The following is a 13819-nucleotide window of genomic DNA, read 5'->3' on the forward strand; positions in this document are numbered from 1 at the left end:
GAGGAGCGGGCCTTTATGCCCGCTTCTCCCGCGCCTCCAGGGAGACCGGGTGCTCCAGGCGGTGCAGCATTTCCTGGGGCACGACCTGCCAGAAGTGAGGCTGTTCCCGCTCCCAATCGATCAGCAGACGCTCGGCGAAGCTGCTCTGGGTTTCGCGCACATGCTCGGCGATCAGCTCACGCAACAGCGAATCATAGTGTGGTGTCTCGATACGCTGGTAGATCACGCTGTCGGCGTTGATGCGCAGGGGCAGCTTCTCCTCCGGATCGTAGACGAAGGCCATGCCGCCGGTCATCCCAGCCGCGAAGTTGAAGCCAACGCCGCCCAGAATGGCGACCGTGCCGCCGGTCATGTACTCGCAGCCATTGGAGCCGCAGCCCTCGACCACCGCCACGGCGCCCGAGTTGCGCACGCAGAAGCGCTCGCCCGCCTGGCCGGCGGCAAAGAGCTTTCCGGCCGTGGCGCCATAGAGCACGGTGTTGCCAATGATGGTGTTGTCCTGGGTGCTGAGCGGACTTTTGGTCATGGGCCGCACGACGATGCTGCCGCCGGACAGGCCCTTGCCCACGTAGTCATTGGCATCGCCGAAGACTTCGAGCTTGAGACCCTGGACCGCCCAGGCGCCTAGTGACTGACCGGCCGAGCCACGCAGACGCACGGTGATGTGGCCAGGCTGGAGGCCCTGCATACCGAAGCGCCGGGTGATCATGGCCGACAGCCGGGTGCCGATAGCCCGGTGCGTGTTTCGGATCGTGTACTGGAGCTGCATCTTTTCCCGATCGCGGAACAGCGGTTCGGCATCCTGGATCATCTGGGCGTCCAGGGTATCGGGGACCTCGTTGCGCCCCTCCAAGGTGCAATGGGTCGGCAGGCCGCCACCGTCCGGCTTGGCCAGAAGCGGGTTGAGGTCGAGGTCGTCGAGATGCGGTGCACCCCGACTGACCTGGCTCAGCAGATCGGTCCGACCCACAACCTCATCCAGAGAGCGCAAGCCAAGCTCGGCGAGAATCTCGCGCACCTCCTCGGCGATGAAGGAGAAGAGATTAACCACTTTCTCCGGCGTGCCGACGAACTTCTGCCGCAGGGCGGAGTCCTGGGTGCACACGCCCACGGGGCAGGTGTTGGAATGACACTGGCGCACCATGATGCAGCCCATGGCGACCAGGGAGGCCGTGCCGACGCCATACTCTTCGGCGCCCAGCATTGCCGCGATCACCACGTCCCGGCCGGTCTTGATGCCGCCGTCGGTACGCAGGCGCACCTTGTGGCGCAGGCGGTTGAGGGTGAGCACCTGGTGCACCTCGGTCAGACCCATCTCCCAGGGCACGCCAGCATACTTGATCGAGGTTTGCGGGCTGGCACCGGTGCCGCCGTTGTGACCTGAGATCAAAATGACGTCCGCCTTGGCCTTGGCCACGCCGGCCGCGATTGTGCCGATGCCCGAGCGAGCCACGAGCTTCACGCAGACCTTGGCGTCCGGGTTGATCTGCTTCAGGTCGTAGATGAGCTGAGCCAGATCCTCGATGGAATAGATGTCGTGGTGCGGCGGCGGGGAGATCAGCATGACGCCCGGCGTCGAGTGCCGCAGCTTTGCGATCATCTCGGTCACCTTGAAGCCGGGAAGCTGGCCGCCTTCGCCGGGCTTCGCGCCCTGGGCCACCTTGATCTCGATCTCACGGCACTGGTTGAGGTACTCGGCCGTCACCCCGAAGCGGCCGGAGGCCACCTGCTTAATGGCGGAGTTCTCATTGTCCCCGTTCGGGTGGGGTGTGAAGCGGGAGGGATCCTCGCCGCCTTCGCCGCTGTCGGATTTTGCGCCGATGCGGTTCATGGCGATGTTGAGGGCGCCGTGCGCCTCAGGGGAGAGTGCGCCCAGGCTCATGCCGGGCGTAACGAAGCGCTTGCGGATCGCAGTGATCGATTCGACCTCTTCCACCGAGATCGGCGTCAGCTTCTCCTTCTTGAAGTCCATCAGATCGCGCAGCGAGGAGGGCGGCAGCTTGCTGTTTCCTTCACTGAACTTCTTGTAGGTCGAGTAGCTGTCGTTGGCGACCGCAGCCTGCAGGGTGTGGATCAGGCCCGCTTCCCAGGCATGGTGCTCGCCGCCCCGGCGATAGCGGTAGAAGCCGCCCACCGGCAACACGATCACTGATTGTGACCAGGCGCGGCGATGCGCCTCGATGGTCATGCCCTGGATGCCGGTCAGGCCGATGCCGGAAATGCGGCTGGGCATGCCGGGGAAGAACTCATCCACCAGGGTGCGGGAGAGGCCGACGGCCTCAAAGTTGTAGCCGCCGCGGTAGGAGGAGATCACCGAGATGCCCATCTTGGACATGATCTTGAGCAGCCCCTCATCGACCGCCTGGATGTAGCGCTCGACCGCCCGCGTCAGGTCCATGTCACCGAAGAGACCGCGCGCGTGGCGGTCGGCTATGGCGTCCTGGGCCAGGTAGGCGTTCACCGTCGTCGCGCCGACACCGATCAGGACGGCAAAGTAGTGCACGTCGATGCACTCGCCGCAGCGAATGTTCACGCTGGTGAAGGTGCGCAGACGCTCGCGCATCAGATGGGTGTGCACCGCCGCGGTGGCGAGGATCATCGGGATGGCCGCCTTGTCGGCCGCCGTGTGCTCGTCGGTGAGGATGACGTGGGTCTTGCCGCCGCGCACGGCGTCCTCAGCCTCGCGCTGGATCCGGCTCAAGCCCTGCCGCAGAGCTGTATCACCACCCTCGGGATCGAAGGTGCAGTCGATCTCCGCTGCAGTCTCGCCCATGTAGTCGCGCATCGCCAGGAACTCGGCGTTGGAGAGCACAGGCGAATCGAGCTGCAGCAGGCGGCACTGGGTCTCGTCCTCGGCCAGGATGTTGCCGAGGTTGCCCAGGCGGGTCTTCAGCGCCATGACCCGACGTTCGCGCAGGGAATCGATCGGCGGATTAGTGACCTGGCTGAAGTTCTGGCGGAAGAAGTGGTGCAGGCCGCGGTAGCGATCGGAAAGCACCGCCAGCGGGGTGTCGTCGCCCATGGAGCCGACCGCTTCCTTGGCGGTCTCCACCATGGGGTGGAGGATGAGCTCCAGGTCCTCCATGGAGATGCCGTAGGTGAGTTGCCGGCGGCGCAGGGTGTCGCGGTCGAGCGCAACGGATTCACCCGCATCCGGCCGGATCAAGTCGTCGATGACAGTGATGGAGCCAACCCAGTCGCGGTAGGGGTGCTGACCGGCGAGGCGGTTCTTGATCTCGCCATCGTGGTAGAGGCGCCCCTCCTGCAGATCGACGGCGAGCATCTGACCGGGGCCGAGGCGGCCCTTCTCGACGATCTGGGCCTCGTCGATCCGCACCATACCCGTCTCGGAGCCGGCAAAAAGCAGCCCGTCGGCAGTGACGGAGAAACGCAAGGGGCGCAGGCCGTTGCGATCCATGCCGGCCACGAGCCAGCGGCCGCCATAGCCGCAGATCGCCGCCGGTCCGTCCCAAGGCTCCATGACAGCATTGCAGTAAGAGTAGAGAGCCTTCCAATCGTCCGGCATGGCCTGGTCTGACGACCAGGCTTCCGGGATCATCATGGTCTTGACCATGGGCAGATCGCGCCCGGCCCGGACCATGAGCTCGAAGACGGCATCCAGGGCGGCGGAATCGGAACTGCCCGGCTGTACCACCGGCTTCACATCGGAAATCCCCTCGCCGAGCAGACGGTTCTCCAGGCGGCACTCATGCGCCGTCATCCAGTTCACGTTGCCCTTCAGGGTGTTGATCTCGCCATTGTGCGCGAGAACGCGGAAGGGCTGGGCCAGTCGCCAGGTGGGGAAGGTGTTGGTGGAGTAGCGCTGGTGAAAAATGGCGAAGTTGGAAACGAAGCGTTCGTCGAGCAGGTCCGGGTAGAAGGTGGAGAGCTGCTCTGCCAGGAACATCCCCTTGTAGATGATGGAGCGCCCGGACAGGGAGCAGATGTAGAACTCTTTGATCGACTCCTGCTCCACCGCCTTCTCGATCCGGCGGCGGATGATGTAGAGGTCGATCTCGAACTGAGCCGCATCCACGCCCTTGGAATTGGCGATGATGATCTGCTCGATCTCCGGGCGAGTCGCGCTCGCCTTTTCCCCGATGACCGTGGTGTCGGTGGGAACCTGACGCCAGCCGTAGATGGTGTAGCCGGAGTTGAGGATCTCCCGCTCGACGATGACGCGGCAGCGCTCCTGGGCGTTCATGTCGGTGCGCGGCAGGAAGACCATGCCGACGCCGATCTGCCGGTCGCGTGCGCGGTGGCCGGTGCGCTCGATGTGCTCGCGGAAGAAATTGTGTGGGATCTGGACGTGAATGCCGGCGCCGTCGCCAGTCATGCCGTCGGCATCCACGGCGCCGCGGTGCCAGACCGCCTTCAGGGCCTCGATGCCTGCCAACACGACGTCGCGACGCGGTTTACCGTCAAGCGCGGCGACCATGCCGACGCCGCAGGCGTCGTGTTCGTCGGCGGGATCGTATAGGCCGATGCGGGTAAGGCGCTCAGCCTCGGCTTCCTGGGCGCGGATCTGGGCGAGGGGCGTGTCGAGGTCGTGCGGCATGCTGTTCAGCCTTCCGGTCGAAGGGGATTACGCGGCGGCGCTGGCGGCGTGCGTGCCGCTCTGGGCGCCGGCCTGGATATAGCGGTCGATGGACTCGGCGGCGTCGCGGCCATCACGAATGGCCCACACGACCAAGGAGGCCCCTCGCACGATGTCGCCGGCGGCGAAGACTCCGTCGAGATTGCTCATGAGACTGGGGTAGGCGACCTTCACCGTGCCCCAGCGGGTGGTTTCCAGTTCGGGGCAGTTGAACAGGGTCGGCAGATCCTCAGGATCGAAGCCCAAGGCCTTGACCACCATCTGTGCCGGCAAAGTGAATCCAGAGTCCGCAACGACCTCCGGCGCCTGACGGCCGGTGGCATCGGCCACCCCCAGGCGCATCTTCAGGGCGCGCACTTCAGCCACGCCGTCACGGCCGTCGAAGGCCTCGGGCGCCGCCAGCCAGACGAAATCGACACCTTCCTCCTCGGCATTGGCGACTTCGCGCTGGGAACCCGGCATGTTGGCCCGGTTCCGGCGGTAGAGGCATTTGACCGAGCGCGCTCCCTGGCGCACCGCCGTGCGGACGCAGTCCATGGCGGTGTCGCCGCCGCCGATCACGACCACATCCTTGCCGGCGGCGTCCAGTCGGCCGTCGTCGAATGCAGGGACCTCATCGCCGAGGCCCTTGCGGTTGGACGCGGTCAGGTAGTCCATGGCCGGCAGCACGTTGTCGAGGCCGGCGCCGGGTAGCATGACGTCGCGCGCCTTGTAGACGCCGGTGGCAATCAGCACGGCGTCATGCCGCAGGCGCAGCTCCGGAAGGCTGGCATCGCGCCCCACCTCAAAGTTCAGCTTGAAGGTCACGCCGGCATCGGCAACCAGGCGTGTGCGGCGCTCCACCACTTCCTTCTCCAGCTTGAAGCTGGGAATGCCGTAGATCAGCAGCCCGCCGGCGCGGTCATAGCGGTCATAGATCGTTACCTTATAGCCCTTGGCGCGTAGTTGCTCGGCTGCGGCGAGGCCGGCCGGGCCGGCGCCAATGATGCCCACCGACTGCTCGCGCTCCTGCGGCGGGCTGACAGGCTTGACCCAGCCCCGCTCCCAGGCGGTGTCGTTGATGTATTTCTCCACCGAGCCGATGGTGACCGTGCCGTGGCCGGCCTGCTCGATGACGCAGTTGCCCTCGCACAGCCGGTCCTGCGGGCATATGCGCCCGCAGATTTCGGGAAAATTGTTGGTGGCTTGGCTGACCTCATAAGCCTCCTGCAGGCGGCCCTCCGCCGTGAGCATCAGCCAGTCGGGGATGTTGTTATGAACCGGGCAGTGCACCTGGCAGAAGGGCACGCCGCACTGCGAGCAGCGCGAAGCCTGCTCGGCCGCCGACTGCGGCTCGAACTCGTCATAGATCTCGCCGAAGTCGCTGCGACGCAGTGTCACCTCCCGCTTGGGCGGCATGTGTCGCTGCACCTGCGTGAACTGGAGCATCCGGTTCGCCATGACTTGCCTCTTCATTCTGCTGTTCGGCCGGGCTGCATTTCACTGTGCCGTCGGCCGGGGCTCGCTTCTGTGCGCAGCTCCGTGGGGCGGAGCGGAAGCGCGGTATATCGCAAGACGGTGTTGCAGGCGAGCATTTTCTGGGCAGATAGGGCCGAAATGTTGACTATATTCGTGATGCCCCTGCGCGTGCGTCGCAGAACCGCATGCGCCTGTCGGCATTCCGGGGGTATTTCGTCCCAAAAAGAGACCATCTGTTTTTTGTAAGTCTGTTCGGGCGCTTTCTGGGGCCTGCCGCTTTGGAGTGATTGTGGCGCAGTGAATGAAAGGCTATATATGCAGGAACGCGGTGGCGGCCCATCTGGGACGCACCGTTCGTCCTGCGTGAAATCAGCAAGATCAGAGGCATGTCCAAAGAAGATTTAATGGAATTCCAGGGTACAGTTGCCGAACTGCTGCCCAACGCCACCTTTCGCGTGAAGCTCGACAACGGCCACGAGGTGCTGGCCCACACCGCTGGCAAGATGCGCAAGCACCGCATCCGTGTGCTGGCTGGTGACCGTGTAAACGTGGAAATGACCCCCTACGACCTGACCAAGGGTCGCATCACCTTCCGCTTCAAGTAAGGCGGGAGCGCGCTCATGACAGTGCCGCCACTGGCGCTCGCCTCTGCGTCTCCACGGCGGCTGGAACTGCTCAGGCAAATCGATATCGAACCGGACCGGGTTGTGCCGGCTGCGTTGGATGAAACGCCTGGCGCCGACGAACTGCCCGCCGACTATGCCGACCGTATGGCCCTCAGCAAGGCCGAGGCGGTGGCTGCCATGAACTCCGACAGCTTCATTCTCGCGGCCGATACTGTGGTGTCACTCGGCCGGCGCATCCTGCCCAAGGCCGAAACGCAGGAGCAGGCTCTGGATTGTCTGCAGCTTCTGTCCGGCCGGCGCCATCGCGTGATCGGCGGGATTGCTCTGCTTGCACCCGATGGGCGCCAGGCTCGGCGGCGTGTGACCACAGTGGTTCAATTCAAGCGCCTGACGCCCCGAGAAATGGACCGCTACATCGATAGCGGGGAATGGCATGGCAAGGCAGGAGGCTATGCCATCCAGGGCCGGGCGGCTGCCTTCATTCCATGGATTCGTGGCTCCTATAGCAACGTCGTCGGTCTCGCCCTGGCGGAAACGGCGGCAATGCTGTGCGGGCTTGGCTGGAAGGCGTGAGCGGACGACTCCTGATCAGCAGCTTGCCCGGGGAGACCCGGGTCTTCCGCTTCGACGCACGGGAGCGCCTGCTTTGGCTGCGTGTGCAGCGCGCTGACCGACCTGGGGCCGCAGGCGATCTGCTGCTCGGCCGGGTGCAGGCGCTGGACGCCGGTCTCAACGCGGCCTTCGTCGACATTGGCCTGGAGCGTCCCGGCTTGCTGCCCCTGGGCCGCAGCAAGCGTCGCCCGACCGAGGGCGAAGCGCTGCGGGTGCGCATCACCCGTGCCCCCAGCGACGACAAGGGCGCGCGTCTCGCCTTCGCGGTTGCAGCCGGCGCCGAGGGGGCAGAGCAGGATGCAGCGCGTAAGCCGCCCTGTCTGCTGCGTGCTGGAGACGACCCGCTGGAGCTGTTGCGCAGCGACGAGCAGCCGCCCGACGAGGTGATCTTCGATGATCTTGAATCCTTCACCGCCGCTCAGGGCGCCCTGCGTGACCGACCCGAGCTGCGCGATCGACTGATTTTGGATCGGCAGGGCAGCAGCTTTGGCAATGCGCTGGAGGCTGAAGTGGAGGCCCTGGTGCAGCCCCTGGTGCCGTTGCCGGGCGGTGGAAATCTGCTGATCGAGCCGGTGCGCACCCTGACGGCCATCGACGTCAATGCGGGCGCGCACGGCGGGCAGGGGGCGCGGCGCAGCGTTGAGGTCAACCGGGAAGCGGCCCGGGAAATCGCCCATCAACTGCGTCTGCGTGATCTTTCCGGGCGGGTTCTGATCGATTTTCTCGAGATGCCCGGGCGGGAGGAGCGGCAACGGCTGGCGGAATTCCTGCGTAAGGCTCTGGAGGGGGATCCGGAGCCGGTGCAACTCTTCCCGCCGCGCGGTCAGCTTTTCGAACTCACCCGGCGGCGCAGCCGGCCGCCCCTGCACGAGCTGCTGGGCCGCCGATGCGGCCTGGGCGGCGGGGGCTGGGCGCGCGATCCCGTGGCTGTCGCCTATGAACTGCTGCGGCGGGTCCGCGCTCTGCCGCCGACGGCGCGCCCACGGCTGCATGTAGCACCGGCGGTGGAGGCAGCTTTGCGCGGTCCGGCGGCCCCGGCACGGGCTGCGATCGAGACCCGGCGCGGCCGCGCCCTCGCGTGCGATATCAAGCCGGGCAGGGCAGTCGAACTGGCGGAAATTGTGATAGAGTGATGCCATGAGCGATCGCATCCTGCCCTTTCCGCGCCGACACGCCGCCAACCGCCTTCAAAACGAGAGTGCGGGCGAGCGCTGTCCCATCTGCAGCAAGCCATCCGTCCGGGAGCGGCGTCCTTTCTGTTCCGCACGCTGTGCGCAGATCGATCTCGGCCGCTGGCTCGGTGAGCGCTATCGCATTCCAACGGAGGATCAGCCCGAAAGTGGCTTCTTCGAGGAAGATGGGAAGGAGGGCCAATCGTGAGCGGACTTACGTTGCGCCGCGGCGCCCTGGCTCTCGCCCTGCTGCTGGTGCCGGTCGGGGGCCATGGCGATGCCAGTGCCTTTGATAGCGAAATCATGGACTCCGTGGTCTCGGTGCTGCCGGTCTGGCCCGGGCACCCCCAGGGCGGTACGCCAGAGTTGCCTCCGGGCGTTGCGCCGGAGGCCAGCGCCGTTGCCATTGCGCCCGAAGGCTATCTCGCCACGGCCTACCATGCCGTCGCCAATGCCGAATCCATCGATGTGCGCCTGGCCGATGGCAGGCTGCGTCCTGCGGAACTGGTTGGTGTCGACTCCGACAGCGATATCGCCCTGCTGAAGATAGATACCGACCTCCCGGTCCCTATGCTGGCCGATGTGCTGGAGATGGATATGGACCTGGGCGATCCGGTTTGTGCCGTGGGCAATGCTTTTGGGCTCGGCTTATCCGTGACCTGCGGCGTGGTCTCGGCCCTGCGTCGCACGAGTACCGGGTTCAATGCGATAGAAGACTTCATCCAGACCGACGCGGCGATCAATCCCGGCATGTCGGGCGGGGCTTTGGTGGATGACGAGGGGCGTCTCGCGGGCCTGGTTTCCGCCATTTTTGCAAGTGACGCGGATACCAATGCGGGTGTGAATTTCGCAGTCTCCGCCAAACTGCTGCGCCGCGTTAGCATGGACCTGCAACAGCATGGCGAGGTGCTGCGCGGCAACAGTGGCCTGCGGGTGCGTGATCCCTCGCGAGAGGAACAGGTACTGGCTGCCGGCGCTGTGGTGAGCCGTGTCACTGAGGAGAGCCCTGCGGCGCGTGCCGGACTGCGCGAAGGCGACCTGATCGTGGAGATCGCCGGGCGGCCCATCGCTTCAGCCGCGGACGTGAACACCGCCGTCCATCTCCACCGTCCGCAGGAGAGCTTTTACATAACCTTTCGTCGTGGTGAGGTGCGCGAAACCGTCACTCTGACACTGCAGTAGCCGTCGCCGGAGTTCGGCGCGAGAAATGCGTCGAAGAGGCTGGACAGCTACCCGGTCATCTCCTATACACCCAGCCGTCGCCACCGCGGTGGCCGGCGCCCAGGTAGCTCAGTTGGTAGAGCATGCGACTGAAAATCGCAGTGTCGGTGGTTCGATTCCGCCCCTGGGCACCATTCTTTTCCGGTCCATTCCGTCGTCCTTTGCTGCGCTCTTGATGATGCGGGGGCGTGTCGTCGGGGTGCTCGTTGCCTCGTCACCACCTGTATCGCCCGTGTTGGGGAGGAGGGGGACGGCGCCGCTATTCCCCTGACGCTACTTCCCTGATCTCGCCGCAGATGCTCCAGGGCAGCGCAGGCTGGCAGCCTGCGGCCTCGGGCGCCGCTGCCTGTTGGCACTGCCGGTGCAGCCGGCCGGGGCCTCCACGAATGCAGGCATCCTTGCCTGCATAGGACCAGCTACCGCAGGTGCGGGCGGCTGCCTGCGCAACGGCGCCCGCCACCTCCGCGCGCTCAGCCTTCCTCGCGGACCTTCAGCTTTCCGACTCTTGACAGCGATCTAAACTCTGGCAAAGCTGCGCCTGCCTTCACGGCTGGGTGGCTCCATGATCGGCTCGCGGGATTTGAGGGCAGCTTGCACCGCGTGATCAAATGCTAAAGCGCCACGACGTGGTTCGTGGTCTCGCCCGGTGACTGGCTGAGGGGAGACGCCGCCATGCGATACCATCACTTCTAGAATAGCTGCATCGCGCTGCGCTGCCACCTGCCTGGCGGCGACGCTCATGCCTTGGCCGTCCGGCCCCGGACGGCCGCTACAGCGACCTCAACAGACTGCTTCTCAAGAACGATAGGTACGCGTCTGGGGAAGGCTCCCCTGGCGCCTGCCTTCAAGAGGATTACTGCACGATGGCTTTCTTTTCTGTTTCCGTATCGCTGACGCGTCTGCTTTCCGGCGCTTCCTTCGTGGCGGCCGGCTTCGCCACGGCGCTCGTCTTTTCTTCCCCCGCCGCGGCCGAAAGCCTGCGGGTGGGCGTCTCTGCCGGGCCCTATGGGCAGGTGCTCGATGAGGCGGCCCGCCTGGCTGCCGAGCAAGGCCTCGACGTGGAGATCATCGAGTTCACAGAGTGGACCATGATCAACGAGGCACTGCACAACGGCGACATCGATGCCAACAACTTCCAGCACAAGCCCTACCTCGACAATCAGATCGCAGCCCGCGGCTACGAAATCGTGCCGCTCGACTCCTCGATCGTGGTGCCGATGGCGCTCTACTCGGAAAGTGCGGACACCATCGAGGAGCTGCCGGAAGGCGCGTCCATCGGCATCCCCAATGACCCGACCAACGCGGCACGGGCGCTCTTCCTCCTCGGCGAGGCCGGTCTGCTCACCCTGGCCGAGGGGGCAGGGGCGACGGCAACGATCCTCGATGTAGCGGAGAATCCCAGGGACCTGCGCTTCGTGGAACTGGATGCGGCGCAGCTGCCGCGCTCGCTTTCGGACCTCGATGCCTCGGTGATCACCTTGAACTACGCTGTGGTCTCGGGGCTCGATCCGCACGATTCGCTGATCATCGAAAGTGAGGAGTCCGACTGGACCCTCGTCTGGGCTGTGCGGGAGGATCGGGCGGAGGACCCCACCATCCGCCGCTTCATCGACATCTACAGTTCCGAGGAAGTTCGGGAGTTCATCGACGTTACCTTCGAGGGGACGATCCTGCCGACCTGGTAAAAGGCTGGGTTGGCGGCCTGGGGTGCAGGCGTCAACCTAGGTGCCTGCACCCCAGGCGCCGGCGGTGGTTCATCTTCTACCAATGAACCGGGATCTTCATAAGATAAGCAGATTGCGTTCAGGTAGACTCACCTGAACGCAATCTGCTCTGTACTTTAGTCTTACGCCGACTAGACCTTTGCCGCCTTTCGCGGTCGGCCGCCCTTCGATCCGTTCGCACGCGCCGCCGCTGCCTTAGCCGGCGACTTGGCCTGTCCTGCTCTCCGGGCCAGTTCCTTCGTCATCCAGTCGCGTGTCCCGAAGATACCGGCGATCAGGGCGGGAGCGTAGAGGTCCACGTCCAGCGCTGGCCAGTGCAGATCGAAACCAAGCCCCTCGACCTCGACGTTGGCGAGATCATCGTTACTGGCCCCTTGCAGGTCCTGCACGAGCTGTGTGGGAAAGGCGTAGGTGCAGCCGTTCACCAGATCGATGACAACACGCCCGCTCTTGCGGTCATAGCGCGCGGACCTTGCCCGAGGTTCGGTTTCGAGAATCGTGCGACCGCGCGCTTCGGCCGCCTCAAACTGCGCGTCGGTCAGGTTGGCCATGAATTCGCTCCCATTCCTGAAGAAAGTGGTTGCGGCGCTCTCTCACCTCGGCAAGGAGCCGCCGAAGGTCGGTACGCTTGATGCCGACGCTAGACACGATCTCGGGACCGCCGTCAGGCCCCAGCAGGTTGATTCTCGCCTGCCCTGCTCCGGTGATGTGACTGACGGTATCCATCCTGGACCTTCGCCGATCAAGCGGCCCGGTTTCACCATTGTCGCAACCCAAGGGCAGACGGAAATGATCTCAACCCCTCTCGGTCGCAAGGCGAAATGCAAACCAGGTCAGACAGGCACCGATCCCGGCTTCGATCCACCGCCGCGCCCGGTCATAGGCTAGCCGGAAGGGACGCGACGACAGGAGCACCGCATAGACACCGTGGCCAGCCAGCGACAAAGCGAAGGCACCGGCCACGAACAGGGCGACCACGCCCGCTGGCGCGTTCTGGGTGGCCCCGACGGTGGCAATGGCCAACCAAAAGACGATGGCCTTGGGGTTGGTCAACTGCATGATGAGCCCAGTCGCGAAGGATCGCGCCATCCCGCCCGCACCGAGGGGTGGTGCGATCCCTATTGTTGGTGGAGTCAACGCTCGTTGCCAGGCGTTGATTGCCAGCCACATCAGGTAGCAGGCCCCGGCGACGCGGATCATGGTTGATAGCCAGCCCACCCGCTCCATCACCAAACCCAGCCCTTGGGTGGTGGCCAGCGCGAGGCTGGCCGCCCCGACTGCGATGCCCAACGATGCAGCGAGCGCCGACGCCCGTCCCCGTGACAGCGCCAGCCCCATTAGTAGGGCGACCCCGGGGCCAGGCGAGGCAACCGCGACCGCCTGGATCGCATAGGCGGCAGCGAAACCGGGTAACCAAGGCAATAATCCGTCCAACATCACAGCTCCTTATCTATTTTGGGCTAAAAGTGACTGTCGCGAAATTCCTGACTAAATCTAGCGGCGCGCTTCCGTAGCCATGCGCACGGCAAGGCCCGCCAGAACCGTGCCCATCAGCCACCTTTGCACGACAAGCCACGTTGGGCGGCTGGCGAGAAAGACCGCGATTGTTCCGGCCGCGACGGCGATCATTGTGTTGACGCTCACGCTTATGACGATCTGCATAAAGCCGAGAATCAAGGATTGAGCCAGCACGCTACCATGCTCGGGGCTTATGAACTGCGGCAGCAGCGATAGATACATGACGGCGATCTTAGGATTGAGCAGATTGGTCAGAGAACCCATCACGACAGCTTGCGGGGGCTGTCTTTCGGCAAGTTCTTCACTTGGAACGGCGACCTTCCGACTGGCTTCACCGTCTGCTATGCCAAATAGAGCAGATAGAGTGCGCCGGCGAAACGCAACGCATCATAGGCAAAGGGAACGGCCATGACGACCGCGGTGATCCCCAATGCAGCGCACATCATGTAGAAGACAAAGCCGAGGGCGACGCCTCCCAGCGAGATCAAGCCTGCCATGCGGCCTTGGCAGATGGACCTTGAAATCAGATAGACCATGTTAGGGCCGGGCGTGAGCACCATCCCGAGCGCGATGAGCGCGAAAGCAATCAAGCTAGTAGTTTCTGGCATCATCGCCCCCTCGTTTCTTTCTATCGCGCTAGGGTCTCGGTCCCTGTTCGCGCGACCTACAACATCGAGCATGAACGGGAAGCCGGGGAGGAAGAGATCGAGTTCCAGATTAAGTGGTCAGCCAAATAGCTCTGAATTCAGAATGCGCAGGAGTCCCATCTGCCCCCGCCTGTGCCCCTGGCGAGTTCTCCAGCTTCACCAGGGCACAGTACACGAAAGATGGGCGTCGAGGCCGCCGCCCGCGCGGCACTGTCTGGAAAAGTGGGAAAGGTTTGCTGGTGCT

At 64.6% G+C, this 13819-nt stretch carries 12 protein-coding genes and 1 tRNA gene; 7 read left to right on the top strand and 6 right to left on the bottom strand.

Translation table 11 applies throughout. From position 1 onward, the window contains the following. Positions 1-13: 13 nt before the first annotated feature. Together gltB and P2G67_RS12195 are read right to left on the bottom strand one after the other, a co-directional pair. On the bottom strand, positions 14-4558 hold the full coding sequence (gene gltB / locus P2G67_RS12190; protein WP_275823486.1) for a glutamate synthase large subunit: 4545 nt from the start codon (positions 4556-4558) through the stop codon (positions 14-16). A 27-nt stretch (positions 4559-4585) separates the two neighbouring features. Next, positions 4586-6037, bottom strand: a complete 1452-nt coding sequence (locus P2G67_RS12195) for an NAD(P)-dependent oxidoreductase (protein WP_322099695.1) — start codon at positions 6035-6037, stop codon at positions 4586-4588. Positions 6038-6441: 404 nt separating this feature from the next. Between P2G67_RS12195 and infA the strand changes: the two genes are divergently transcribed. From infA to P2G67_RS12230, 7 genes are all read left to right on the top strand, one after another. After that, entirely contained in the window at positions 6442-6660 is a 219-nt protein-coding gene (gene infA, locus P2G67_RS12200) for a translation initiation factor IF-1 (protein ID WP_275823490.1), read from the top strand. A 15-nt stretch (positions 6661-6675) separates the two neighbouring features. Further along, entirely contained in the window at positions 6676-7254 is a 579-nt protein-coding gene (locus tag P2G67_RS12205) for a Maf family protein (RefSeq protein ID WP_275823492.1), read from the top strand. Continuing rightward, a complete protein-coding gene (locus P2G67_RS12210; RefSeq protein ID WP_275823494.1) occupies positions 7251-8426 on the top strand; it encodes a ribonuclease E/G in 1176 nt (391 codons plus the stop codon). Before P2G67_RS12205 ends, P2G67_RS12210 begins: the two co-directional genes overlap by 4 nt. A gap of 4 nt (positions 8427-8430) precedes the next feature. Next, entirely contained in the window at positions 8431-8673 is a 243-nt protein-coding gene (locus P2G67_RS12215) for a DNA gyrase inhibitor YacG (protein ID WP_275823495.1), read from the top strand. After that, positions 8670-9647: a S1C family serine protease gene (locus P2G67_RS12220; protein WP_275823497.1), complete on the top strand. Its 978-nt coding sequence runs from the start codon at positions 8670-8672 to the stop codon at positions 9645-9647. The genes P2G67_RS12215 and P2G67_RS12220 overlap by 4 nt, the downstream gene beginning before the upstream one ends. A 97-nt stretch (positions 9648-9744) precedes the next feature. Then, positions 9745-9820: transfer RNA gene (locus tag P2G67_RS12225), tRNA-Phe, on the top strand. A gap of 729 nt (positions 9821-10549) precedes the next feature. Then, positions 10550-11371 (top strand): MetQ/NlpA family ABC transporter substrate-binding protein, encoded by an 822-nt coding sequence (locus P2G67_RS12230; protein WP_275823499.1) that lies wholly within the window; start codon positions 10550-10552, stop codon positions 11369-11371. Between the two features lie 170 nt (positions 11372-11541). Here the strand turns inward: P2G67_RS12230 and P2G67_RS12235 are convergent, their stop codons facing one another. The 4 genes from P2G67_RS12235 to P2G67_RS16375 all read right to left on the bottom strand — a co-directional run bounded on the left by P2G67_RS12235 (position 11542) and on the right by P2G67_RS16375 (position 13539). Then, the gene (locus tag P2G67_RS12235) at positions 11542-11961 is read right to left on the bottom strand and encodes a DUF2442 domain-containing protein (RefSeq protein ID WP_275823501.1); all 420 of its coding nucleotides are present in this window, start codon (positions 11959-11961) and stop codon (positions 11542-11544) included. Between the two features lie 244 nt (positions 11962-12205). Further along, positions 12206-12847 carry a LysE family translocator gene (locus P2G67_RS12240; protein ID WP_275823503.1) on the bottom strand — a complete coding sequence of 214 codons (642 nt, stop codon included), beginning with the start codon at positions 12845-12847 and terminating at the stop codon, positions 12206-12208. Between the two features lie 57 nt (positions 12848-12904). Further along, positions 12905-13192: a LysE family translocator gene (locus P2G67_RS16370; RefSeq protein WP_322099696.1), complete on the bottom strand. Its 288-nt coding sequence runs from the start codon at positions 13190-13192 to the stop codon at positions 12905-12907. Between the two features lie 77 nt (positions 13193-13269). Beyond that, positions 13270-13539 (bottom strand): LysE family translocator, encoded by a 270-nt coding sequence (locus P2G67_RS16375; RefSeq protein ID WP_322099697.1) that lies wholly within the window; start codon positions 13537-13539, stop codon positions 13270-13272. Between the last annotated feature and the right edge of the window lie 280 nt (positions 13540-13819).

The sequence above is a fragment of the Aquibaculum arenosum genome (assembly GCF_029222965.1).
GTDB classification, from domain to species: domain Bacteria; phylum Pseudomonadota; class Alphaproteobacteria; order Kiloniellales; family DSM-21159; genus Aquibaculum; species Aquibaculum arenosum.